Consider the following 22,543-nt stretch of genomic DNA (forward strand, 5'->3'; position numbering starts at 1 on the left):
CTGGATCAGTGGTCGGCGGGGGGTTGCCAGCGGAGGAGTCGCCTCTCGATGGATCCCATGAGTTGGTTCAGGGTGACGGCGATGACGGCGAGCAAGATCAAGATTGCGTAGACCGCCTCGAGTTGGAACAGGGACGAGTACTTGGCGATCAGTTGGCCGAGGCCGTTTTCGGCCGCGATCAGTTCGGATCCGACGACGCCGAGCAGTGCGTAGATCAGCCCGAGTCGGAGTGAGGCGATGATCGCAGGAGTGGCCACCGGCAGCATGATTTTCCAGAACAGGTGGTGTTTTTTCGCACCTAGTACCGCAGACAGGCGTAACCATTCGGAGTCGGCCGACCGGACACCGGCTCGCGACGCTGACAACACGATGAAGAACACGAGTGTGCTGGCCAGTGCGACTTTGGCTTCGGTGCCGATGCCGAACGCGACGATGAAGAAGGGCGCGAGGGCGATGCGCGGCATTGCGTTGGCTGCGTCGAGGAACGGAGCGAGAATGCGCTCGAAGGTCGGCAGTAGGCCTAGTGTGATACCTGCGACGACGCCGACGATGCTGGCCAGGACCCAGGCTATGACGACGGCGAGCATCGTGGCCTGGCCGTTGGACCAGAGCTCCCCGTTCTTGACGGCCCCGACGAAGTAGTCCCATGACTGCCTCGGCGACTTGGCCAAAATCGGAGTGATCAACTGGTAGCGCGCGGTCAGGTCCCATGCGCCGAGCCAGACGACGACGAGCGCGAGTTGAGCAACGCGGATCAGCAGCGTCGATTTTCGTGCGTTTCGGGGTCGGCGGACTTTCGCCAGCGGGCGGACGGGTGTGCCGGGTGGCACGTCGTCCTTGCGATGCATCGACTGCTCGTCGGCAGTGATTTGCGACATGACGGACTCCTTAGTTGCGGCGGGCCTCTGCTCCGCGGCGCCAGAGCTCGAAATCGTGCTAGACCCGAGCAGTTGATAACTTTGCATCCTAGCTTTGCACATGTCAACAGTGCATAAAGGCGTTTTGGCACCAATAGATGAGTCTCGAAATATGACAAAGTCGTTCACTTTGTTACTTTCAAGTACGGAAATCGGCGGGTTAACGCCGCCTGGTGAGACAAGCAAGGAATCGCGAACAGCGACTCGAACACCTGCTAACATCTGCGCGACGCCAACCGGTGTTCTGACATGAGAGGGCTAATAAATGACCGAAGGGTCTCCTCAACGTCGACCGCGTAACCGCAAACAACTGATCGTCGCGGCCGCCGCACGACAGTTCGAGCGAAAAGGCTTCCACGACACCTCTGTCGCAGATATCGCGGCCGAAGTCGGGATCACCGGTCCGGCCCTCTACCGCCATTTCCGCAGCAAATCCGACTTGTTGATGGCCGCCATCGAGCTCGAGATCGACCAGATCGAACGCATCTACACAAGTGACACGGAGTTGCCGGCACTTCTCGGCGAGGCCGCGAAGGCACTCTTACGTCCCGGACGCGTCAACACACTGTGGGAACGCAGTAGTCCTTTTCTCGAGTCGGAAGCTCGGTCGAGGCTCGCCGAGCGACACCTCGCAGCACTGATGCCGTTACGAGCAGCGCTGCTTCGCGCCCGCAGCGATCTGACCGAAGCCGACGCTGATGCCCTGACCTGGGCTGTTCATGCGGTGATGAACACTGCGCGAGCTTTCGAGCGGGTGAAAGTCGACAGGGAGCGGGGGCGCCGTCTCATGGTCGCTGCCGCAACTGCTGTGGCAGAGATCCCTCGATTGCTGCCCGTGGCGCAGGAACCGGCGCCACACACTCCGGTAGTGGGTGTGCTCAGTTTCGCGTCTCGGCGTGAGGCTGCACTGGCCGCCGCTGTGCACCTTTTCGCCGAACGAGGGTTCCAGGCCGTCGGAATGGATGATATCGGCGCTGCGGCAGGGATATCCGGGCCGACGCTGTACCACCATTTCCCTGGTAAATCCGCGATACTTTCCCACATCATCCTGCGTTGTCTCGAAGCACTCAATTTCGATTTGGCAGCCGCGTTGTCGAGTACTGACGACCCTGCCGAAGCTCTCGAGTTGGCGCTTGCATCGTTCGTCCGAATCAATGTCGCGCAGGGGGATGCGCTCGTGGCGTTGACAACCGGGATCGTCCATGTTCAGGAAGAGGAGCGAGCCCCGATCCGACGAGCGCAGCAGGACTACGTCAACGAATGGGCAGTATTGCTCGCAGCGAGTCGGAAAGACTTGAGCCAGGCCGACACAGAAGCTTTGGTCCGCGCAGCCCAGCGCGTGATCGACGCGATGCGTCATCACCTCCCTGTTCGGAAAACCGAGCAGCGTCAACCGCTTCGGCGGCTCGGGCATGCCGTTCTGGGCATCGAGGAGAAGTTCGACACCGCCGATCTTCTGGTTTGACCGGAGTCAGGCCGACGGAACGACGCACTCGCTGAGACGGCGCGATGTGCTCGCGGTTTCGGAATTCGTTGGAAAATAGCAACATTCAGTGGCGAACTTGGATCCAGTCGACGGGAGTGCGACCGGATCCAAGTTCGCATCGAGACTGCGTGAAATTGGTACCCACTTACGGAACCGTTTGCAGTTCAAGCATTTTGCTTTGCCGCCTCGCGCTGCGTGAAGAACTGTTCGACAGCTAGGGCGTGGTCCCCTGAAGCGAAGCACTCTTTCTCCACGGACAGTGCCAGGTCGAGGACGGTGTTTGCGGTGTCGCGCAGGATCGCGTTGAGGACCTGCTTGGTGCCCTGAATGGCCCGTGTGTGCCCATCGGCCAATCGCTGAGCCAATGCGTGTGCAGCGTCGAGCAACTCGTCGGGGTCGACAACGTGGTTGACGAGTCCGATGCGTTCCGCCTCGGTGGCGTCGATCTTGTCGCCGGTGAAGAAGTATTCTTTGGTCCGGGCCATTCCGACCAGCCAGGGCCAGACGATCGCCCCGCCGTCTCCTGCGACAACCCCCACGTTGACGTGAGGGTCGGCGATAATGGCAGTTCGTGAGGCGTAAGTGACGTCGCAGAGCAAGGCAATGGTCGCTCCCAAACCGATTGCGGGACCGTTGATGGCGGCGATGATCGGCTGCGGCACCTCGAGCAGGTCGACGATGATCGACCGAGCATCGCGGAAGAAGTCGTCGAGTTCCTGACCTGCCGACATCCGCGGGCCCTTCAGGTTGCCGCCCGCCGAGAAGGCCTTGCCGTTTCCGGTCAGTACGACGGCCCGCACCGAGGTGTCGCGGCGCAGTTCGCGCCACAACCGGATGAAGTCGCGATGCGTGGCGTGATTGATCGCGTTGAAGTCGTCGGGCCGGTCGATGCGGACCTCAAGGACCGCACCGTGGCGGGTGGTGGCGAGGTTGTCGAACGCGTAGTTGTGCAGCTCCATAGCTTTTACTCCTGCTCGGTTTGTTTGGGGGTCAGAGGCGTTCGAGGATCGTTGCGTTTGCCATCCCGCCGCCCTCACACATCGACTGGAGCCCGTATCGAATGTCGTGGTCGACCATGTGGTGGACCATTGTTGTCATCAGTCGGGCGCCGGAACCGCCGATCGGGTGACCGATCGCCATCGCACCGCCGTTCGGGTTCATCCGCTCGTACGACGCACCGGTGTCGCGCAGCCACGCGAGGCTTACCGGTGCGAACGCCTCGTTGATCTCGAAGACTCCGATGTCGTCGATGCCCAGACCCGCCTTGGCCAGCGCCTTGGCGGTCGCGGGGATCGGGCCCTTGAGCATGGTGACCGGGTCGGTGCCCGCGACGACAGCGGTATGGATACGCGCCAGTGGGCGCCAGCCCTTCTGCTGTGCGATCTCACTGGTCGTGATGAGCAGTGCGGCCGAACCGTCGGAGATCTGTGAGGCGTTGCCGGCGGTGATGGTTCCGTCGCCCCCGAAGGCAGGTTTGAGTGCACCGAGCCCTTCGATAGTAGAGCCGCGACGGATGCCCTCGTCCGTGTCGAAAAGTCGCGTGGAGCCGTCCTCGCCGGCTACCTCGACCGGCACGATCTGGTTCTTGAATCGCCCCTCGTCGATCGCTTGCGCGGCACGCGCGTGAGAGTCGAGCGCATGATGGTCGAGGTCCGTGCGGGTGAGGCCGTACTCGTCGGCGATCATCTGTGCGCCGACTCCTTGATGGAAGCGTATTCCGTTGTAACGCTGCAGCACCGAAGGGCCAAACGGTTCACCACACGAACCGTCGCCGAGCGCCGCCTGCGCCGGAACGGCGCTCATGATCTCCACACCGCCGGCCACGGCGATGTCGTACTGCCCCGAGATCACACCCGCAGCGGCCTGGTGCACCGCCTGCTGAGACGAACCGCACTGGCGCTCGACCGTCACAGCAGGGACGGACTCGGGCCAGCCCGCAGCGAGCACCGACGCTCGGCCGATGCCACCGCTCTGCATGCCGATGGGGATCGCGCAGCCCCAGACCACGTCGTCCACAAGCACGGGGTCGAGGCCCGTGCGCTCGATGAGCGCGTTGAGGACGATGGCGGAGAGATCTGCCGAATGGAGTTGGGAGAGTGAACCTTTGCGTTTCCCGACCGGGGTCCGAACAGCTTCGACGATAACGGCGTCGCGCATCATCGGGCACCCGCATCGACGGTGACGCACTGACCGGAGACGTAGTTCATCTCCTGCAGACACAATGCGTAGATTGCCCCGGCTGCTTCTTCGGGCGTACCCGGGCGTCCGAGGGGGCTGGTCTTCTGCACACTGTCCATTGCGGCCTGGCTGACACCGACCCGCATCTTGCGGCCCTCGATCTCGACAACGGTGTCCTCGCTCGCAACAGCTTCGGTCATCCGAGTCAGGATGAAGCCGAAGGCAACAGCGTTGACATTGACCCTGTAACGGCCCCATTCCTTGGCGAGAGTCTTGGTCAAACCGATGACGCCGGCCTTCGCGGCAGCGTAATTGACCTGGCCCGGGTTGCCGTAGACGCCGGAGACCGACGAGACGTTGACGACCTTGCGGTGGTACTCGGTCGGGTTCGACTTGATGTACGGGGCGGCCGCCCGCAGGATCTTGAACGGCGCGGTCAGGTGCATCTCGAGGACACTGTCCCACTGCTCGTCCGTCATCCGTTGGATGACGTTGTCCATGATGTAGCCCGCGTTGTTGACGATGATGTCGATGCCGCCGAAGTTCTCGACTGCAGTGTCGACGAAGCGCTGAGCGAAGTCGGGCGCGGTGACCGAGCCGACGCAGGCGACGGCCTGCCCGCCTGCCCTGACGATGTCCTCGACGGTCTCCTTGGCGGGCGCGTCGTCGAGGTCGTTGACGACGACCTTGGCTCCTTCGGCTGCCAGCTTGAGCGCCACGGCGCGTCCGATTCCGCGACCGGAGCCGGTGACGACCGCGACTTTGTCCTGAAGTGTGGGCATGTCAATTCTTCCTTTGTGAGAGAGGGTCAGCCGAGTCGTACGACGGCAGCGCCGCGGAGTGTGACGGTGCCGTCGGGTAAAGCGACGGTGAGGTCGAGATGAGCGAGATCGTCGTCGGTCTTTGTCACGGTGCCCGTGCAGGTCGGTTCGCTGTTGACGGGGGTTATCGCACTGAAGCGGACCTCGAAGGAGACGATCTGTTCCTGCGGCCAGTGGTCGGTGAGCAGTCGACTGAGGTAAGCCATCGAGAGCATCCCGTGGGCGAAGACGTCGTCGATGCCGACCGCATGGCATGCGTCGGTGTCGATGTGCACGGGGTTGTGGTCGCCGGAGGCGCCGGCGTAGAGAGCCAGGGTGGTGCGGGTGATCCGAGGGCAGGCGAGGTGGAGCTCCTGGCCGAACGCGAGGTTGGTGGCGGTGGTGGTTGGCGAGGTCATCGGGCCGCCTTGGGATCGCGCACGACGATCGTGCTGGTGAGTGTCGCGACGGGTTTTCCCGCGATGCCGACGTGGGTGTCGCGGACGATGAATTGCAGCGCGCCGCCCTTCTTGGTGGACACGTCGGTGACTTCGGTCCAGAAAGTCAGTACGTCGCCGGCGTGAGCGGGCGCGTGGTAGGTGAATTTCTGTCCACCGTGGAGGATGGTGCGGACATCGACGCCGAGTTGGGCGAGGAAGTCGCCCCGATTGGGGTTGTCCATCTCCAGGCAGAAGTAGAAGGTCGGAGGGATCGGGAGATCCGGGTGGCCTGCAGCTCTAGCCGCGTCGAGGTCGCTGTAGCGCGGGTCGGTCTGGCCGGTGGCCTCGGCGAAGAATCGCAGCCGTCCACGCTCGGCGGAGGTCGAGAACTCGTCGGTGCGAGTACCGATGAGCGAGGGGTCGATAGGGGTAGTCATCTCACGAGAGCCTCTCCAGAAGGGTTACGACGCCGGCCGTGCCCAGACCGAGGTTGTGCTGCAGTGCGAGTTTGGCGTTCGGCACCTGCCGCTCGCCCGCGGTGCCGCTCAGTTGTCGAGTGAGCTCGACGATCTGCGCGAGCCCGGTAGCACCGAGAGGGTGGCCTTTGGAGAGCAGACCGCCGGACGGATTGGTGACCACGCGGCCTCCGTAGGTGTTGTCACCTTCGGCGATGAACTTCTCGGCGCCGCCGGGTTCACAGAGCCCGAGGCCCTCGTAGGTGAGCACCTCGTTGATGGTGAAGCAGTCGTGCAACTCGACCACGTCGATGTCGGCCGGATCCACCCCTGCTTCTTCGTACACGCGCTCAGCGATTCGGCGTGTCACGTCTGACCCGACAAGGGAGATCGCGCTCCGTCTGTCGAAGAGGTCCTGGTCGTCGGATTCCAGTGCCTGTGCCGTTATCGCGACCCGGGCGTCGAGGCCGTGCTTGCGGGCGAATTCCTCGGTGCACACCACGGCGGCGGCCGCGCCGGAAGTCGGTGGGCAGCACTGCAGCCGGGTCAGTGGACCTGCGACGGTGGGGGAGGAGAGCACTTCTTCGACGGTGATTGGAGTGCGGAAGACGGCGAGTGGGTTGTCGCCCGCGTGCCTGCGCGCTTTCACGGCGACGGCTGCCAGCGTCTCGGCAGTAGCGCCCGTCTTGTCGAGATACTCCTGCGCCGCTGCCGCGAAGTACTGCGGCGTCATCGGTAGTGCGGGATCGACGGCGTAAATGTCGTCGAGTGCGGCCTGGAACGCCGACAGCGGAGCGGGCCGGTCAGTCCATTTGGCGGTGAGCGCGCCCGGCGGCATCTGCTCGAAGCCGATAGTTAGCGCACATTCGGTTGCGCCACTGGCAACGGCTTGTCGGGCCAGCCACAATGCCGACGAGCCGGATGCACAGTTGTTGTTGACGTTGAGCACAGGAATTCGAGTCATTCCGAGCTGGTACACAATTCTCTGGCCACAAGTCGAGTCACCGTAAACATATCCAGCGTAGACCTGGCCGATTTGATTGTAACTCAAGCCGGCATCGTCGAGGGCTGCCCGGGCGGCGGCGGCACCCATATCGTCATATCGTGCGCCGACACTGGGTTTGGTAAAGGGGATCATTCCTGCGCCGGCGATCAGCACTCGAGATTTCATTCTGGCCTCCTTGCCTAATGTTCATTAACTTTTAGACGTCGGACGGCGCACTGTCAAGGGGCTGCAACGCGAGGTCGGGTGCAGGCTGTCTACAAAGGCGTCGGATCCGGCAAAGTAACTGATGATTCGGGAACCATCTTGACACAAGCAGGGTAAAGTGAATTATCGTTAGAGTCAGAACGGTTGCGACTAGGGGGCTGTTCGTCAACGAAAAGGAGGATGCCGTGGCCCACCGGACAAGTCCGACGAAGCTCGGAACGGAGGCGTCGATCGACGATCCCGAGCGGAGCCTCGATTTCACCACCGCCGCAAGGTTGGCCGACCTCGTCTTTGTTCGGCCGCACCGCGCGGACACCTTCCACGGCAGTGGCCATGCGGGTGCACCGAAGCGCGTAATGGGCGGACAGGTCGCCGCCCAGGCCCTCGCCGCCGCGGGAGCGACCGTCGACACCGACCGGGTTCCACATTCGCTGCACGGATATTTCCTGCGCGAGGGCCGACCGGACGAGGTCATCGAGTACCACGTTGAACGCAGCCGAGACGGCCGCGGCTACAGCGCGCGTCAGGTGTCCGCAGTTCAGGACGGTTCCGAAATATTCGTGATGACAGCATCTTTCGTTCGAACGACTGCTGGCAGTGAACGGCATCTGGTCGCACCTGTCGTGCCCGCTCCCGCGACTGCGCCCGACGTGTACGACGTGTGGCGCTCGTTGCATCCCGAGGCGCACGCCGAGGCGGTCTACGCCGGCGCGATCGAGGCGCGCATCGTTCCGCGTCCGACGGGCCCCACCGCGCCTGGCGCTGATGGCGCTGTCCGCCAGGATGTTTGGCTGCGCTCACGGAGCCCCTTGCCGGACGACCCGCTCGTGCACGCCTGCGCTCTGACGTATCTGTCGGACAGCACACTTGCGCAGTCCTCGGCGATCGAGCACGAAGTGATGTACCCGCTGCGCCGGGAACCCGGTCGAGTCGGGTTGGCCTCGATCGATCACTCCGTCTGGTTTCACCGCCCGCTACGCGCCGACGACTGGCTGCTTCTGCGTCAGGCGAGCACCAGCGTCGCCTCTCGGCGGGGATTCAACCAGGGCACGTTCTGGTCACCCGACGGAACGATGGTTGCCAGCGCCGCCCAGGAGTCGGTGGTCCGGCTTCTTTCCAACACAAAGGACGAAAAGTGAGTCAACACAGAGAACAACTGGACGGCAGGGTCGTGATCGTGACCGGCGCCGGCGCCGGCATCGGTCGCGAGCATGCACTGCTGATGGCACGTGAGGGGGCGCGGGTCGTCGTCAACGACCTGGCGGAGCCCGCCGACGTCGTATCGGAAATCATCGCCGCCGGCGGACGGGCAGTCGGCGTCGCAGGCAATGTCTCGGAGATGGCAACCGGTGAGCGCCTCGTCGAGGCCGCGCGCGACGCGTTCGGTGACCTGCATGCGATCGTCAACAACGCGGGCGTCGTCCGCGACGCGATGGTCTGGAACATGTCCGAAGAGGACTACGACCTCGTTGTCGACGTCCACCTCAAGGGTGCTTTCTCGGTGATCCGGGCAGCGGCCCGGCACTGGCGGGCGGAGAGCAAGGCCGGCCGTCAGGTCGACCGCGCGATCGTCAACACCACGTCGGCTGCGGGTTTACACGGCAACGTCGGACAATGGAACTATGCGGCAGCCAAGGCTGGTCTTGCTGCGCAGGCCCTGCTCGCAGTGGCCGAGCTCGGTCACTACGGCGTCCGCGCCAACGCGATCTCACCTGCTGCCCGGACCGCAATGGTCACCTCGTCGCCCGGCCTCGCCGCGGCTGTAGCCGCGCCGGAGGACGAAGATGCGTTCGACAAGTTTCACCCGCGCAACGCTTCGCCGTTGGTCGCTTACCTCGTCAAGGCGGATTGCCCGTTCACCGGGCAGGTTTTTTCCGTGACCGGTGGTCATGTCGGTCTCTATCGCGGGTTCTCGGTCGGTCACGTCGTGGAGGCCGACCATGGCTGGAGCGTCGCCGAACTCGCCGCGATCATGGAGGACGAGTCGTTTCCGCACGCACTGGAGATCATTCGCCCGAACATCATGAGTTGAAAGGTCTGACCCGATGTACCTTACCCATGCCTTGCACCGCGCGGTTCGCTACTGGGCCGATGACGTCCTGACCATCGACGCCGACCGCGTCTTCACCTCGGTCCAGTCGGCTGATCGTGTCGCCCGGTTGGCAGGCGCGCTACACGCGCTCGGAGTCGGCGACAACGACCGGGTTGCGATCGTCGCGCTCAACTCCGATCGGCACCATGAAGTTTTCCACGGGAGCTGGTGGGCGGGGGCGGTACCGAGCCCACTCAACACGCGGTGGTCGGCAACCGAAATCACATACGCGCTCAACGACTCCGGCTGCAAGATTGTTTTCGTCGACGAGGCTTTCGCCCCCCTGGTGCAGGTGATGCGCGAGCAGGTCCCCGGACTCGCAGCCATCGTGTACGTCGGACGCGGTGAGGCGCCACAGGGCACCGTCGTCTACGACGAAATGATCGCGGGGGCCGCACCGGTCGCCGATGCGCACCGGTCGGATGACGACCTCGCATTCGTCCTCTACACCGGCGGCACCACGGGCGCCGCCAAGGGCACGATGATCACCCACCGTTCGTTTCTCACCGGGCTGCTGAGTTACCAGATGTCCGGCGCAGCGGTCCGCGCCGGCGGCGTCACCATGTTGACCGGGCCGCTCTTTCACATCGGCGCCCTGCTGGGTTGGTACTCCCAGCAACTACTCGGCGGCAAGCTCGTGTTCGTGCCGACGTTCTCGCCGGAGAACGCGATGCGCACCATCGAGAAACACCGCGTCACTGGATGCGCACTTGTACCGACGATGATCCAACGAATCTGCGAGCACGAGGATTTCGCGTCGTACGATCTGGGCAGCCTCGAATTCATCGGATACGGCGCGTCGGCGACCCCTGACAGCCTCCTTGCGCTGGTCATGAAGAATCTGCCGCACACGCAGCTCGTGCACGTCTACGGCATGACCGAAACCGGTTGCCTGACAATGCTCAACGGGCCCGACCACCGGGCCGGCCGCAAGCTCGGGTCGGTTGGGCGGGCGACCCCGTGCATCGAGCTCGAGGTCGTCGACCCCGACGGGAACCCGGTCCCTCCGGGGACGGTAGGCCAGATCGTCACCCGCGGTGACCATGTGATGGCGGGCTACTGGAACAAACCCGAGGAAACGGCAACCACGATCCGTGACGGCTGGCTCCAAACCGGAGACGGGGGCTACCTCGACGAGGACGGTTACCTCTGGATCGCCGACCGTCTCAAGGACATGATCATCACCGGCGGTGAGAACGTGTACCCCGCCGAAGTCGAGAACGTGCTCGCGGGGCATCCCGCGGTCGCGGCTTGCGCCGTGATCGGCGTTCCTGACACCGACTGGGGGGAACGGGTACATGCCGTCGTCGTTCTGCGTCCCGGACACGACGCGTCGATCGAGGAAGTACGGGCCTTCGTCAAGGACAGGATCGCCGGGTACAAGGCACCGCGCAGTCTGACGATTGTCGACGAAATGCCCATGACCGGCACCGGAAAAATCATCAAAGGCAAGTTGCGCGACACCATCGCGGCCGGTTGAGCCGGACGACACAAGGAGAGTTCGAGAATGCAACGCAAGATCTACGACGCCGACCACGATGCGTTTCGTGACATGATCCGCGGTTTCATAGCGACCGAGGTCTCACCTTCTTATACGGAGTGGGAACACGACCGCATGGTGCCGCGCGAACTGTTCCGCAAGATGGGCAAGATCGGTGTCACCGGTTTCGGCATCCCCGAGGAGTACGGCGGGCCCGGTGAGGTGAGCTTCAAATACCAGGCGATCATCTCCGAAGAGGTCGCGCGCGCGTGCGTGCACTTGGGGCACTACGGCTTGAGCACCGGAATGGTACTGCCGTACTTGCTGAGCCTTGCCACCGACGAGCAGAAGCAGCGGTGGCTGCCGGATATCGCATCGGGCGAAATCCTGTTGTGCATCGCGATGACGGAGCCCGGCACCGGCTCCGACCTTGCCGGAATCCGGACTTCGGCCCGGCTTTCCCCCGACGGGCGTCACTATGTGATCAACGGCGCGAAGACGTTCATCTCCGGTGCCCGAAACTCCGAGTTGTGCGTCGTCGCCGCTCGTACGGCGGCGCCGAGCGAAACCGACCGGCGCGCGGGATTGAGCCTGATCGTCGTTCCCACCGACGCCGACGGCTTCGAGTTCGGCCGCAACCTCGACAAGATCGGACTCAAGGCCAGCGACACCAACGAACTGTCGTTCACAGACGTACACGTCCCGGTCGAGAACCTGCTCGGCGAGGAGGGGGCGGCATTCAGTTATCTCGGGCGGAACCTTCCCCGGGAGCGGCTGATCGTCGGTGTCGACGCCGTCGCGCGTGCGCGTGCCGCAGTGGACATGACCTGCGACTACGTCCAAGAGCGGAAGGTATTCGGCAAGCCTGTCGCCGCGTTCCAGAACACCAAGTTCGTGCTCGCTGAGTGCGACGCCGAGGTAGCAGCGAGTCAGGCCCTGGTCGATCGTGGCATCGAACTGGAAAGCGACCACGAACTGACCGCAGCCGATGCGGCGCGCATCAAGTTGCAGACCACCGAGATGGCCGGCCGCGTTGTCGACAAGTGCCTCCAACTGCATGGCGGCTACGGCTACATGCGGGAGTACGCCATCGCTCGGATGTTCGCTGACCTGCGAGTCAACCGCATCTATGGCGGATCCACCGAAGTCATGAAGACCATCATCGCGAAGGACATGGGCCTGTAAGGCCTGGAGGGACAACCATGACCGACACCGTTCTGTTCACTATCGAGGACGGCATCGCGACCATCGCGATGAACCGTCCCGAGCGTCGCAACTCCTTCAACTTCGAAATGGCCGACGGACTGCTCGACGCGCTCGAGCGCTCCGAGATGGATTCGTCCGTCCGGGTCGTCGTGCTCACCGGTACGGGTGACCATTTCGGTGTGGGGCGCGACAACGCCGGTGCCACGCCGGCGCCTTACCCACCGGGGGACCATCTCTCGGGCCGGACCGGATTGATGCACTACACCCGACTGATCACCCAGATGCACGACATGAACACGCCGATCATCGCGGAGGTCAAGGGCGGCTGTGCCGGTGCAAACATGTCGTTCGCCCTCAGTGCCGACCTGCGATACGTCTCGACCACGACCGTGATGCGCACGGCTTTCGTCGACGTCGCCTTCGGCGGCGACCTCGGTGGGCCGTGGCAGCTCTCGCGGATGCTCGGCCCGGCCAAGGCAGCAGAGCTGATGCTGCTCTCGCCGAAGATCCGCGGCGCGGAGATCGTCGAATGGGGACTGGCCAACGAGGTACTGCCGCCCGAGCAACTCTCGGCGAGGGTTCGCGAGGTCGCTGCCAATATCGCGACGAAATCGCCGAGAGGTCTTGCCGCTGCGCGGCGAAACCTCAAGGCCGCGGCAACTTTGTCGCTCGGCGACTACCTGCCACTCGAGGCCGAACAATTCGCGACCTGCCTGGCGTCGCCGGACGCCGAAGAAGCGCGGCTGGCGTTCATCGAGAAGCGCGTCCCGAAGTTCGTGAGCTGACCCGATGACCACCAAACCAGTCACCTCACGGGGTCCGCTCACCGGTGTCCGGATACTCGAACTGGGCGGTATCGGTCCCACGCCCTTCGCCGGGATGCTGCTCGGCGACATGGGCGCCGAGGTCATCCGAGTCGACCGACCGAGCGACGCTGGCCGGGACAACCCTTTCCCTGTGTTGCACCGCAACCAACGCTCCATCACGGTCGACCTCAAGGACCCGCGCGGAGCCGATCTGGTTCTGGATCTCGCCAGTGGCGTGGACGCTGTCATCGAAGGTTTTCGGCCCGGTGTAGCCGAGCGACTCGGTGTCGGTCCGGACGAGATGCTCGCCCGTAATCCCGCTCTCGTGTACGGCCGGATGACCGGCTGGGGGCAGGACGGGCCGCTCGCCCAGGATCCGGGTCACGACATCAACTTCATCGCTCTCACCGGCGTTCTCGGAGCTATCGGTACCTGTGATGAGCCGGTGCCGCCGCTCAACCTGGTGGGGGACATGGGAGGCGGAACATTCCTCGCGCTCGGTGTGCTCGGCGCCATTCTGAACAGCCGCAACTCCGGCCTGGGCCAGGTTGTCGACACCGCGATGGTCGACGGAAGCGCCATGATGATGGCGATGGTGCACGACTTCTGGAATGCGGGCCGGTGGAATGTCGAACGGGGCACCAACGGGATCGACGGTGGTAACCCCTGCTATGGCGTCTACCGCTGCGCCGACGATCGCCATGTCGCCCTCGGTATCGGGGACGAGCGTTCCTACCGCGCGATGCTCGGCGTCCTGGGCCTGATTGGGCATCCGACGTTCGCGGACCGGACGGACAGTGCCGCGTGGCCGCTCATGCGAAAGACTCTCGCCGCCTTGTTCATTCAGCACGAACGCGACCAGTGGGAGACGATCTTCGACGGACGCGGCGCAAGCTTTTCTCCGGTTCTCGACCTGACGGAAGCACCCCACCACCCGCACAACCATGCGCGTCAGACATTTCTCGTCGGTCAATCCGGGACCATCGAACCTGCACCGATGCCGAGATTCTCCGGTACGCCACTACCGCGACCGGTCGCCGCGCCTGTCGTCGGGGCCGACACCGGAGCTGTGCTGCTGGCCGCGGGAGTCGGGCCGGCGCGGATCGACGAATTGCGGGCCGCTGATGTCGTCAACTGAGTTCGAGGGGGTGCGGACCCTGTCCGTCTCCGTCCGGTACGACGATCTGGGTCCAGAGGGGCACGTCAACAATGTCGCGTCGGTACGGATCGTCGAGGAGGCGAGACGTGCCTACCTCGGTCGACCGGTGACGTTGCACTCCTCCACCGGCGGGTTGCTCGATTCGCTCCCGAAGAATGTGCGGCACATGGTGCGCAAGCAGGACTTCGACTACCGCAGGGAACTCTGGTATCAGGCCTCGCCACTTCTCGTCGACTTCTGGGTGTCCGATATCGGTACGACGTCCTTCCGATTGCGCAGTTCCATTCGCACGTGTGCTGCCGCCGATCCCGCGGTGGTCGCCGAAACGGTGATTGTGTTGGTTGGTGAACAGACCCGCAAGCCGTGGCCGATGCCTGACGAATTCCGCCACCGGCTGAGATCTTTTTCGTAGCGATGTAGTCGGGCTGGGCGAGACGGTAGCAGCGTCTCACCCAGCCCGACTACAGCGTCGTCGACTGAAAGCTAATCCGGCAGGTGTGCCAAAGACGAACCACTCGGCACGAATCAAGCTGTGTGGCCGAATGTCGCGGTTTCCCTGTGGAGAACAGGCTGTTCGGTCCTCAGTATTGTTCACGCCGAGGGGCAGGTAAGCCGAGTTAGTCGGGAGCCTGTCACGGATCGACTCCACTTCGGGTGGCCTGCGCGGATGCGTCATCGGAAGCCACCCGAAGTCGGTCGGCATTACGCGGCCTGTTGATTCACAAGTTCTTGTCGCAGTTCACGTAGTCGGCGAGGCATGTTCCACCCGGCGACGGCGGTGATACGACCCGATTCGTCGCGCTGAACGGCGGCGAACGGCCCATCGTCGATGGATCCTTCCACCGCGGTGAAGTCGGCGGTGGTGGGGCGGCCGTAAACCTGGATCCGCACGTCGTACTGGTCGCTCCAGAAGTAAGGCACCGGCGAGAACGGTATACGTTCGCCCAACAAAGTCCGTGCGGCAGCCATGCCTTGTTCAGTGGCGTTCATCCTGTGTTCGAGTCGGAGCCGGCCCAGGATCGGGTGCTGCCACGACGCTACGTCGCCAGCAGCGACTATCCCGGGGGCGGCTTGGCAGAATTCGTCGCAGTGAAGGCCGTTTTCGAGGACCAGTCCGCTACCGCTGAGCCAGTCAGTCACTGGCTCGGCGCCGATCGCTATCAGCACCACGTCCGCCGCAATTTCCCGACCATCCTGCAGTACAAGTGCTCTCACACGGCCGTCTGTCTCGCGGATGTCGGTAACCCCGCTCCCGCCGAGAAGTTGAACGCCGTGGTCGCGGTGCAGCTGTGCGACCCGCGTCCCGATCCTCCGGCCGAGTTGGCGTTCCAGAGGTAGATCCAGCGGGTCGATCACAGCCACTCGGCAGCCGAGTCCGGCGGCCACCGCGGCGGCCTCCGTACCGAGGAAACCCGCGCCCACGATGACGACTGCGGCGCCAGGCACCATTTCCCTCTGCAGTGCGAGCGCGTCTTCGACGGAGCGAAGAACGTGTACGCCCCGGCGGCCGTCCGCGAACGGTAACGTCCGCGGACGCACACCCGTGGCTATGACCAGACCATCGAAACCTACTCGGGAGCCGTCCGAGAGCCCGATCTCGCGGGACTCGAGGTCGAGGTGCTCGGCCCGCACTCCCAGTCGCCAGTCGGCGTCGAGGCCTTCGAGTGCGGCGGGCGGGCGCAGCGTGAGCTTCTCCTCGGCCCATTCACCGCGCAGCAGTTGCTTCGACAGCGGTGGCCGGTCGTACGGTGGCCGTGTGTCGCCGTCGATCAGCATCAGCCGGCCTGTGTACCCTTCGCGTCGGAGTGTCTCGGCGGCGGTCAGACCCGCTGCGGAGACGCCGACGACCACGACCTGGTCGATGGTCATTCTTCGACCACTATTGCGAGCGCCGGGCACAGTAGTGCGGCCTCGTGCACCTGCGCTGCGAGGTCGGAGGAAGGTGCATCCTGGAGCAGGATGACTATGCCGTCTTCATCGCGCTGGTCGAACACTTCGGGTGCAGCGAGTACACACTGTCCGCCGCCTACGCATTTGTCTTCGTCGATGTGAATTCTCATCATGCGGTCCTTTTTTCGTTCACCAGGTCACGGGCAGGCGGTGCAAGCCGTAGATGGACATGTCGGTTTTGTATTCGAGGTTTTCGAGCGGTTCGGCGAGTGCGAGCGTGGGGATTCGTTTGAGCAGGGTCGAGTAGACGACCTGTAATTCGACGCGGGCGAGTTGCTGGCCGAGGCACTGGTGGACGCCGAAGCTGAACGCGAGGTGGTGCCGTGCGGGGCGGCTGATGTCGAGGTCGTCGGGTTCGCCGTGGCCGTTGCTGGTGAAGGCGGCAGTGTCGCGGTTGGCGGTGCCGAAGTCGAGGATCAGTCCGTCTCCGGCGTGGATCTCGGTGCCGGCGATCTCGAAATCATCGATTGCGACGCGCCGGGCTCCGGAGTGGACGATCGTGAGATAGCGCAGTAATTCTTCGACTGCGCCCGCGACGACTGCGGGGTCGTCGGAGTTGCGGATCAGAGCGGCCTGCGCCGGATTAGACAGCAGAGCTGCGGTCCCGAGGGCAATCATGTTCGCCGACGTCTCGTGGCCTGCGGTCAGAAGCAGCAACCCCATCCGTGCGATTTCTTCATTGGTCATGTGTCCGGGAATCAGCTGCTCGACGACGAGTCGGCTCAGGGTGTCGTCAGTGGGGTTGTCCATCTTGCCGTCGATGACCACGGCAATCATCTCGAGCATCTCCTCTGCCGCTGCGACGGTGTCCTGCGCCGTGGAAGTCGCTGCAGTGAACACCTTGGTGAGCACCTGAAAACGGTCGTGCTCGTGATATGGCACCCCTAGCAGTTCGCAGATCATGACCGACGGCACCGGCAGAGCGAGCGCTTCGACGAGGTCCGTGGGTTTCGGGCCTGCGAGCATCTCGTCGATGCACTGGTCGGTGACGGTCTGGACGACCTCGCGCATTCCTTGCATGCGTTTGGCTGTGAAGTCCCTTGCCAGTGCACGGCGTGGGATGTCGTGGGCGGCACCGTCTTCCGTGAAGAAGGTTTTCGCCCGTGCTCGGCGGGCCTTGATCGCGGCGGAGCTGTGCGGATATGCCGGGTTGTCGGTGTCGGCGCTGACGTGCGGGCTAGCCATCACCGCGCGGACGTCGGCGTGCCGTGTCACGAGCCAGGGTTGGGTGCCATCCCAGATGCGTACCCGTCGTAGTCCGTCGACGCGCTGGATCTCGAACAGTTTCTCTGCCGGATCGAACGGGCAGCGCTCGACGTTGCGAGGCATCGGGTACTGGGGGATATCGACTGCGTGTGTCATACAAACTCCAGAGGCTGAGTTGTGGAATTTACTCTAGATCTCATTCACTTATGCACTCTATTATGCTGTTGTTCGACCAAAATGCAACGACAGATATCAAACGAATTGTTACATCAACTTTCCCTGAGCCTCTTGACATCCTGCTGTCGGAGCACATACAAGTAAATGATCGTTTGACTCCTAGGAGGCAATAATGTCCACTACCGCACTCGTAACCGGCGCCGCTCGCGGCATCGGCCGACAAATTGCCCTCTCCCTCGCCCGTGAGGGGTACGCCGTCGCTGTCGTCGACACCGACTTCAACGGTTACCGCGCGTTCGGCGAGGCCGCCGGGTCGGTCCTCGACGAGCTGAGCGAAATCGGAGTGCCGACCATCGCGCTCGAAGCAAGTACCACCGACGTCGAGGCGATGAATGCGCTCGGCGAACAGATCCTCCGAGAGTGGTCGCAACTCGACGCCGTGGTGTGCAATGCCGGTGGTGGGAGCGGAGGTCTCGCCGAAAACACCGCCGCCACCATTGATCTGGAAGCGCTGGACGACGTCCTGCGTCGCAACCTTCACGGCACGATCACGACCGTGCAGGCATGCCTACCGGCACTGCGAGAAGCAACCAACCCCGCAATCGTGACAATGGGTTCGGTTACTGGGGCGATCGCCAACCCTCAGGGCACCTACGCCCACTACGGAATCACCAAGGCAGCCGTCATGCACTACACCCGTTACCTTGCGAACGAGCTGGCGGCGGAGGGGATTCGGGTCAATTGCGTTGCTCCAGGTCTGATCTCGACCGGCAGGCTGCGCAAGCGACTCAGCGAACAGCCCGAGCGCGAGAAAGAGATTGCCGACAGTCTCGGGACACCGGACGAAGTTGCCGAGGCCGTGCGCTATCTCGTCTCACCCGCCACGACCCACATGTCGGGACAGGTACTCCAACTTTGGCCCCCGAATGCCCTATGAGTCCCGACCCCTCGATCAAGGAAGACCTCACGTGCCCACACATCTGACCACGCGACAGGTCGCTCAGGCGCCCAGCCTCTGTCACGTATTCCAGTCCACTGCCACTACTTACCCCGATCGTGTCGCGCTGCGGGACTGGGCGGACGGGCGGACCTTCACCTGGCGCGAGTATGACGTACAGGTTCGACGCATCGCCGCCGGTCTCGCGGGCCTCGGGGTTCGCCCCGGTGACACAGTTGCGATCATGTTGAGGAACCGCCCGGAGTTCCACTTCGTCGACGCAGCAGTGATGCATCTCGGTGCGGGGTCGTACTCGATCTACAACACCTTCACCGCCGAGCAGGTCTCCTCATTGTTCGGCAGTGCCGGCAGCCGCGTGGTCGTGTGTGAGGCGCAGTTCAGCGAGGTCGTTCGCCCGGCTGCCGGGCAGTACCCGGGTACTCGCGTGGTTTGCATCGACGACGCTGCGGCCGACCAGATCTCACTGGAGGCGCTCTACGCGCTCTCCGATCCGAATTTCGACTTCGATGCGTCATGGCGCGCCGTTTCGCGCGACGATCTGGCCGCGCTGATCTACACCTCGGGCACGACAGGGGACCCCAAGGGCGTCGAGATCGCCCATGCCAACTTGCTCTACTCCGCGTCGACCAGGGCGGCGCAGCAAGAGGAATTCACGACCCCCGACGCAGAGGAGCGGGTGCTGTCGTATCTCCCTGACGCCAACCTCGCAAACAGATTCGCCGCGCACTACCTACCGATGGTGACCGGGGCAACGGTGACAGACGTAATCGACGGAAGGTCAGTACTGACAGCATTTTCGGAGGTGCACCCGTCGACCTTCATGGGCGTACCGATGATCTGGTACAAGCTCAAGACAATGATCGAAAATGCGATCGCCGCGGAGCCCCCAGCCGAACGAGACATAACCGAGCGAGCACTCGCAGTCGGTCTGGAGAAAGTCCGCCTCGAACTCTCCGGCGCACCGGTTCCCAAGGCGCTCGAGACTGAGCACACAGCCTTGGACGCGAGCGTCTTGGGCACGTGGAGAAGACGATTTGGTGTCGACGCCTTGTACTACGCAACATCCGGCGGCGCACCGATCGCGCCGGAAACACTGGAATTCTTTCTGGCACTTGGCGTGACAGTCTGCGAAGTCTACGGACTCACCGAGAGCGCGGCATCAGGCATCGCCAACCACCCTCACCGGATCAGGATCGGCACCGTGGGACAGGCGCGCAACGGCGTAGAGGTGAAGCTCGCCGGCGACGGTGAACTACTGCTCCGTAGCCCCGGCGTGATGCGGGGCTACCGCAACGACCCGGCGAAAACGGCCGAGGCCGTCGATACGGAGGGGTGGCTACATACCGGCGACATCGCCACCCTCGACGAGGACGGCTACGTCCGAATCGTCGACCGCAAGAAGGACATGATCATCAACTCCTCGGGCAAGAACCTCGCCCCGGCAAACATCGAGAACGCGCTCCGACTCGCTTGTCCCCTTGCCGGTTCGGTTGTCGCAGTCGGCGACGGACGGTCACACATCGCGGCGCTGATCGTTCTTGACCGCGATCAGGTCGCTGCATTCGCGTCCGCTCGCGGTATCACGGACCTTCGTGCGGAGACGCTTTCCCAAGATCCACAGGTGATGAACGAGGTCGCCGAGGGAATTGCGCGAGGCAACGAGAGGTTGTCGCGGGTGGAGCAAGTGCGCGCTCACCGTGTGCTGCCGATGTACTGGGACACGAACGGCGAAGAGCTCACCGCGACCACCAAGGTGCGGCGCAAACTGGTGCACGAGAAGTATGCCGATGAGATCGACGCCCTCTATGCCTGACAACGATTTCGGTGAAGGCCGCACCATCGTCGTCACCGGCGCCGCAAGTGGCATCGGCGCCGCTACAGCGAAACACCTCCGCGCCCAGGGAGATCACGTCATCGGTGTCGACCTCGCCGGCGTCGACGTCAGCGTGGACCTCGCGACGCTGACCGGCCGAGCCGCGCTTGTCGATGCAATTCGTGATCTTGCTCCGCACGGCATCGATGGCATCGTCGCCAATGCTGGTGTTCATCGTCGGGACGCCATGACGGTGCGGGTCAACTACTTCGGTGCGATCGCGAGCCTCGAGGGGCTACGCCCTCTGTTGCGTCTCGATGCGCCACGCGCGGTGCTGATCACATCGCGGGCCGTCCTTCTCCCAGTAGACGACGGTGTGGTCGAAGCTTGCTTAGCCGGAAATGAGGGGCGCGCCGTCAGTCTGGTCGACGCGCTACCCGGCGACGCCGAGCACACGGCATATGCCAGCAGCAAACGAGCAGCGGGCCGATGGCTACGACGCACAGCTCCGACTGCGGAATGGGCAGGCGCAGGCATCCCGCTCAATGCAGTGGCGCCTGGATGGGTCAACACGCCGATGACCGTCCGTGATCGGACTCCGGCGGACGTCGCTCGCGTGATGGCAGCACGTCCGATGCCGCTCGGCGGACGGGCCGAGTCGACAGACATAGTTCCGGCGATTGCATTCTTCCTCAGCCCGGCCAATACGCGGATCACCGGGCAGACCCTATTCGTGGACGGTGGCGGCGAGACGTTGATGTGCCAAGAGGACATTTGGAACGGCGCTGCGCGCGACGAACAACGAATGTGAATACCGGGCGGCGACTTCATCGTCCGTAATCCTTACCGCGTCGCCCTCGGAATGTCGATTCGCGTAGCGCGACAAACCGCCAAGGGCCGGTCGAACCAGATCATCTGCAGTGCAATCAGATCCCCCGAATCGTCGGCGATACCCTGCCTGCCCCCCGGACACCTATGTCGAAAGGCTCTTTGATGATCGACTCCGAGGTCCTCAACTACGAGTTCCCCACCTATCTGAAGGCCATCGCCGACTTCACCGCCAACGAACTCGTCCCGGCGGAGAACGAGATGGTTGCGGCGGGCGAGGTGCCCGCCCGCATCCTCGACAGGATGGCTGCACTCGGCCTATTCGGCATTTCAATACCCCGTGCCTACGGCGGCCTCGAATGGACCATGGAACAGCAGGTGAAGCTCACCTTCGAATTCACGCGTGCGTCGTGCGTGTACCGGTCACGCTTCTCGACGGTGATCGGCCTGTGTTCGCAGGCCATCCTCGATCACGGAACCGAGGAACAACGCCTACGGATGCTTCCTGCGATGGCAGCAGGAGAGTTGGTTACGGCATTCGCCCTCACCGAAGACGCTGCCGGATCGGATGCAGCCCACCTGCGCACCGCAGCCGTTCGCAACGGTGATGTGTACGTTCTGAACGGCAGCAAACGCTACATCACGAACGCCGCCTGGGCAGACGCCTTCATTGTCTTCGCCCGCACCGACGAATCCGAACATGGCGCCGCGGGAGTGTCAGCCTTCATCGTAGACGCCAACTCTCCCGGCGTGCGGACGGTCCTTCCCACGATCATGAACGGGCATGCAGAGGCGCCTGTCGGCGAGATCTACTTTGACAGTGTCGAAGTGCCCGCGGCGAACCTTCTTGGAGGTGTTGAAGGTTCGGGGCTGACGATGGCACTGCGCGGCATCAATCACGCCCGTCTGCATGTCGCCGCGACCTGTGTCGGCCAAGCCACTCGTATGTTGGAAGAGACGACTTCACATGTCAACGGCCGCAGACAGTTCGGTGGCCCGCTGGCCGAACTCGGTGCGGTTCAGGCGACACTCGGAGCCAGCTTCGCCGACCTCGAGGCGGGGCGTGCACTGACAATGGAGAGTGCGCGAGCCTTCGACGTCGGTGTCATTCCCCGCCACCGCATCGCTTCCGCCAAGCTGTACTGTTCCGAAATGGCGAGCCGGGTCGCCGACCGTTGCGTACAGTTACTGGGAGGCGAGGGCATTGTTGGCCCGCATCCCGTCCCACGGATGTGGCGTGATGTTCGTGCGTTGCGCATCTACGAGGGATCCTCTCCGATCCATGAGCGGAACTTAGCCGGAGCGATGATCAGACAGGTTGGCGTCGATGGGAGACTGCCTGATTCATACCGTGTCTGATCCGGGTTGGCGGAACCCTCGTT

Annotated in this window: 22 protein-coding genes; 12 read left to right on the top strand and 10 right to left on the bottom strand. The window is 63.5% G+C overall.

Translation table 11 applies throughout. The annotated features are described in order from the left end of the window. Positions 1 to 5: 5 nt before the first annotated feature. Entirely contained in the window at positions 6 to 878 is an 873-nt protein-coding gene (locus P0M12_RS15420) for an ABC transporter permease (RefSeq protein ID WP_228401821.1), read from the bottom strand. A 304-nt stretch (positions 879 to 1,182) separates the two neighbouring features. On the opposite strand from P0M12_RS15420, the gene P0M12_RS15425 reads away from it, so the two are divergent. Continuing rightward, positions 1,183 to 2,382 (top strand): TetR/AcrR family transcriptional regulator, encoded by a 1,200-nt coding sequence (locus P0M12_RS15425; protein WP_277376533.1) that lies wholly within the window; start codon positions 1,183 to 1,185, stop codon positions 2,380 to 2,382. Between the two features lie 185 nt (positions 2,383 to 2,567). Here P0M12_RS15425 and P0M12_RS15430 read toward each other — a convergent pair whose 3' ends face one another. The 6 genes from P0M12_RS15430 to P0M12_RS15455 are packed head-to-tail and all read right to left on the bottom strand — an operon-like array spanning position 2,568 to position 7,447. Beyond that, positions 2,568 to 3,362 (bottom strand): enoyl-CoA hydratase-related protein, encoded by a 795-nt coding sequence (locus tag P0M12_RS15430; RefSeq protein WP_228401823.1) that lies wholly within the window; start codon positions 3,360 to 3,362, stop codon positions 2,568 to 2,570. Positions 3,363 to 3,393: 31 nt separating this feature from the next. After that, complete coding sequence (locus tag P0M12_RS15435) at positions 3,394 to 4,560, bottom strand: thiolase family protein (protein ID WP_228401824.1); 1,167 nt, start codon at positions 4,558 to 4,560, stop codon at positions 3,394 to 3,396. Further along, positions 4,560 to 5,363, bottom strand: coding sequence for an SDR family oxidoreductase (locus tag P0M12_RS15440; protein ID WP_228401825.1), 804 nt, complete (start codon positions 5,361 to 5,363; stop codon positions 4,560 to 4,562). Before P0M12_RS15440 ends, P0M12_RS15435 begins: the two co-directional genes overlap by 1 nt. Before the next feature lie 26 nt (positions 5,364 to 5,389). Next, entirely contained in the window at positions 5,390 to 5,800 is a 411-nt protein-coding gene (locus P0M12_RS15445; RefSeq protein WP_228401826.1) for a MaoC/PaaZ C-terminal domain-containing protein, read from the bottom strand. Beyond that, entirely contained in the window at positions 5,797 to 6,258 is a 462-nt protein-coding gene (locus P0M12_RS15450) for a MaoC family dehydratase N-terminal domain-containing protein (protein WP_228401827.1), read from the bottom strand. Before P0M12_RS15450 ends, P0M12_RS15445 begins: the two co-directional genes overlap by 4 nt. 1 nt (position 6,259) lies before the next feature. Further along, positions 6,260 to 7,447, bottom strand: a complete 1,188-nt coding sequence (locus P0M12_RS15455; protein WP_228401828.1) for a lipid-transfer protein — start codon at positions 7,445 to 7,447, stop codon at positions 6,260 to 6,262. Positions 7,448 to 7,671: 224 nt separating this feature from the next. On the opposite strand from P0M12_RS15455, the gene P0M12_RS15460 reads away from it, so the two are divergent. The 7 genes from P0M12_RS15460 to P0M12_RS15490 are packed head-to-tail and all read left to right on the top strand — an operon-like array spanning position 7,672 to position 14,641. Continuing rightward, on the top strand, positions 7,672 to 8,625 hold the full coding sequence (locus P0M12_RS15460) for an acyl-CoA thioesterase domain-containing protein (protein ID WP_228401829.1): 954 nt from the start codon (positions 7,672 to 7,674) through the stop codon (positions 8,623 to 8,625). After that, on the top strand, positions 8,622 to 9,518 hold the full coding sequence (locus tag P0M12_RS15465; protein ID WP_277376535.1) for an SDR family NAD(P)-dependent oxidoreductase: 897 nt from the start codon (positions 8,622 to 8,624) through the stop codon (positions 9,516 to 9,518). The genes P0M12_RS15460 and P0M12_RS15465 overlap by 4 nt, the downstream gene beginning before the upstream one ends. Before the next feature lie 13 nt (positions 9,519 to 9,531). Beyond that, the gene (locus P0M12_RS15470) at positions 9,532 to 11,058 is read left to right on the top strand and encodes a long-chain-fatty-acid--CoA ligase (RefSeq protein ID WP_228401831.1); all 1,527 of its coding nucleotides are present in this window, start codon (positions 9,532 to 9,534) and stop codon (positions 11,056 to 11,058) included. A 27-nt stretch (positions 11,059 to 11,085) separates the two neighbouring features. Next, positions 11,086 to 12,243: an acyl-CoA dehydrogenase family protein gene (locus P0M12_RS15475; protein ID WP_228401832.1), complete on the top strand. Its 1,158-nt coding sequence runs from the start codon at positions 11,086 to 11,088 to the stop codon at positions 12,241 to 12,243. Between the two features lie 17 nt (positions 12,244 to 12,260). Then, on the top strand, positions 12,261 to 13,049 hold the full coding sequence (locus P0M12_RS15480; protein ID WP_228401833.1) for an enoyl-CoA hydratase-related protein: 789 nt from the start codon (positions 12,261 to 12,263) through the stop codon (positions 13,047 to 13,049). 4 nt (positions 13,050 to 13,053) lie between these two features. Continuing rightward, positions 13,054 to 14,208: a CaiB/BaiF CoA-transferase family protein gene (locus tag P0M12_RS15485; protein ID WP_228401834.1), complete on the top strand. Its 1,155-nt coding sequence runs from the start codon at positions 13,054 to 13,056 to the stop codon at positions 14,206 to 14,208. Next, complete coding sequence (locus P0M12_RS15490) at positions 14,195 to 14,641, top strand: thioesterase family protein (RefSeq protein ID WP_228401835.1); 447 nt, start codon at positions 14,195 to 14,197, stop codon at positions 14,639 to 14,641. The genes P0M12_RS15485 and P0M12_RS15490 overlap by 14 nt, the downstream gene beginning before the upstream one ends. 290 nt (positions 14,642 to 14,931) lie before the next feature. Here P0M12_RS15490 and P0M12_RS15495 read toward each other — a convergent pair whose 3' ends face one another. From P0M12_RS15495 to P0M12_RS15505, 3 genes are read right to left on the bottom strand one after another with little or no spacing between them, the layout of a single operon-like run. Continuing rightward, the gene (locus P0M12_RS15495) at positions 14,932 to 16,098 is read right to left on the bottom strand and encodes an FAD/NAD(P)-binding oxidoreductase (RefSeq protein ID WP_277376537.1); all 1,167 of its coding nucleotides are present in this window, start codon (positions 16,096 to 16,098) and stop codon (positions 14,932 to 14,934) included. Beyond that, positions 16,095 to 16,289, bottom strand: coding sequence for a ferredoxin (locus P0M12_RS15500; protein ID WP_228401837.1), 195 nt, complete (start codon positions 16,287 to 16,289; stop codon positions 16,095 to 16,097). Before P0M12_RS15500 ends, P0M12_RS15495 begins: the two co-directional genes overlap by 4 nt. Before the next feature lie 19 nt (positions 16,290 to 16,308). After that, a complete protein-coding gene (locus tag P0M12_RS15505) occupies positions 16,309 to 17,541 on the bottom strand; it encodes a cytochrome P450 (protein ID WP_277376538.1) in 1,233 nt (410 codons plus the stop codon). A gap of 193 nt (positions 17,542 to 17,734) precedes the next feature. Here P0M12_RS15505 and P0M12_RS15510 point away from each other — a divergent pair, with 193 nt between their 5' ends. From P0M12_RS15510 to P0M12_RS15525, 4 genes are all read left to right on the top strand, one after another. After that, positions 17,735 to 18,499 (top strand): SDR family NAD(P)-dependent oxidoreductase, encoded by a 765-nt coding sequence (locus P0M12_RS15510; protein ID WP_228401839.1) that lies wholly within the window; start codon positions 17,735 to 17,737, stop codon positions 18,497 to 18,499. A gap of 31 nt (positions 18,500 to 18,530) precedes the next feature. Further along, a complete protein-coding gene (locus P0M12_RS15515; protein ID WP_277376539.1) occupies positions 18,531 to 20,333 on the top strand; it encodes a long-chain fatty acid--CoA ligase in 1,803 nt (600 codons plus the stop codon). Beyond that, the gene (locus P0M12_RS15520) at positions 20,326 to 21,144 is read left to right on the top strand and encodes an SDR family oxidoreductase (protein WP_277376540.1); all 819 of its coding nucleotides are present in this window, start codon (positions 20,326 to 20,328) and stop codon (positions 21,142 to 21,144) included. The genes P0M12_RS15515 and P0M12_RS15520 overlap by 8 nt, the downstream gene beginning before the upstream one ends. A 182-nt stretch (positions 21,145 to 21,326) precedes the next feature. Further along, on the top strand, positions 21,327 to 22,520 hold the full coding sequence (locus P0M12_RS15525) for an acyl-CoA dehydrogenase family protein (RefSeq protein ID WP_228401842.1): 1,194 nt from the start codon (positions 21,327 to 21,329) through the stop codon (positions 22,518 to 22,520). Positions 22,521 to 22,543 lie beyond the last annotated feature (23 nt).

The organism is Rhodococcus sp. RCBS9 (assembly GCF_029457415.1).
Taxonomy (GTDB): Bacteria; Actinomycetota; Actinomycetes; order Mycobacteriales; family Mycobacteriaceae; genus Rhodococcus_F; species Rhodococcus_F qingshengii.

Bases quoted from the DNA above. Each gene is read 5' to 3' on its own strand.
- P0M12_RS15485 (WP_228401834.1), top strand. From the start codon at position 13,054: ATGACCACCAAACCAGTCACCTCACGGGGTCCGCTCACCGGTGTCCGG.
- P0M12_RS15450 (WP_228401827.1), bottom strand. From the start codon at position 6,258: ATGACTACCCCTATCGACCCCTCGCTCATCGGTACTCGCACCGACGAG.
- P0M12_RS15480 (WP_228401833.1), top strand. From the start codon at position 12,261: ATGACCGACACCGTTCTGTTCACTATCGAGGACGGCATCGCGACCATC.
- P0M12_RS15500 (WP_228401837.1), bottom strand. From the start codon at position 16,289: ATGAGAATTCACATCGACGAAGACAAATGCGTAGGCGGCGGACAGTGT.
- P0M12_RS15470 (WP_228401831.1), top strand. From the start codon at position 9,532: ATGTACCTTACCCATGCCTTGCACCGCGCGGTTCGCTACTGGGCCGAT.
- P0M12_RS15475 (WP_228401832.1), top strand. From the start codon at position 11,086: ATGCAACGCAAGATCTACGACGCCGACCACGATGCGTTTCGTGACATG.
- P0M12_RS15455 (WP_228401828.1), bottom strand. From the start codon at position 7,447: ATGAAATCTCGAGTGCTGATCGCCGGCGCAGGAATGATCCCCTTTACC.
- P0M12_RS15435 (WP_228401824.1), bottom strand. From the start codon at position 4,560: ATGCGCGACGCCGTTATCGTCGAAGCTGTTCGGACCCCGGTCGGGAAA.
- P0M12_RS15440 (WP_228401825.1), bottom strand. From the start codon at position 5,363: ATGCCCACACTTCAGGACAAAGTCGCGGTCGTCACCGGCTCCGGTCGC.
- P0M12_RS15510 (WP_228401839.1), top strand. From the start codon at position 17,735: ATGTCCACTACCGCACTCGTAACCGGCGCCGCTCGCGGCATCGGCCGA.
- P0M12_RS15445 (WP_228401826.1), bottom strand. From the start codon at position 5,800: ATGACCTCGCCAACCACCACCGCCACCAACCTCGCGTTCGGCCAGGAG.
- P0M12_RS15420 (WP_228401821.1), bottom strand. From the start codon at position 878: ATGTCGCAAATCACTGCCGACGAGCAGTCGATGCATCGCAAGGACGAC.
- P0M12_RS15525 (WP_228401842.1), top strand. From the start codon at position 21,327: ATGATCGACTCCGAGGTCCTCAACTACGAGTTCCCCACCTATCTGAAG.
- P0M12_RS15430 (WP_228401823.1), bottom strand. From the start codon at position 3,362: ATGGAGCTGCACAACTACGCGTTCGACAACCTCGCCACCACCCGCCAC.
- P0M12_RS15490 (WP_228401835.1), top strand. From the start codon at position 14,195: ATGTCGTCAACTGAGTTCGAGGGGGTGCGGACCCTGTCCGTCTCCGTC.
- P0M12_RS15520 (WP_277376540.1), top strand. From the start codon at position 20,326: ATGCCTGACAACGATTTCGGTGAAGGCCGCACCATCGTCGTCACCGGC.
- P0M12_RS15505 (WP_277376538.1), bottom strand. From the start codon at position 17,541: ATGACACACGCAGTCGATATCCCCCAGTACCCGATGCCTCGCAACGTC.
- P0M12_RS15495 (WP_277376537.1), bottom strand. From the start codon at position 16,098: ATGACCATCGACCAGGTCGTGGTCGTCGGCGTCTCCGCAGCGGGTCTG.
- P0M12_RS15425 (WP_277376533.1), top strand. From the start codon at position 1,183: ATGACCGAAGGGTCTCCTCAACGTCGACCGCGTAACCGCAAACAACTG.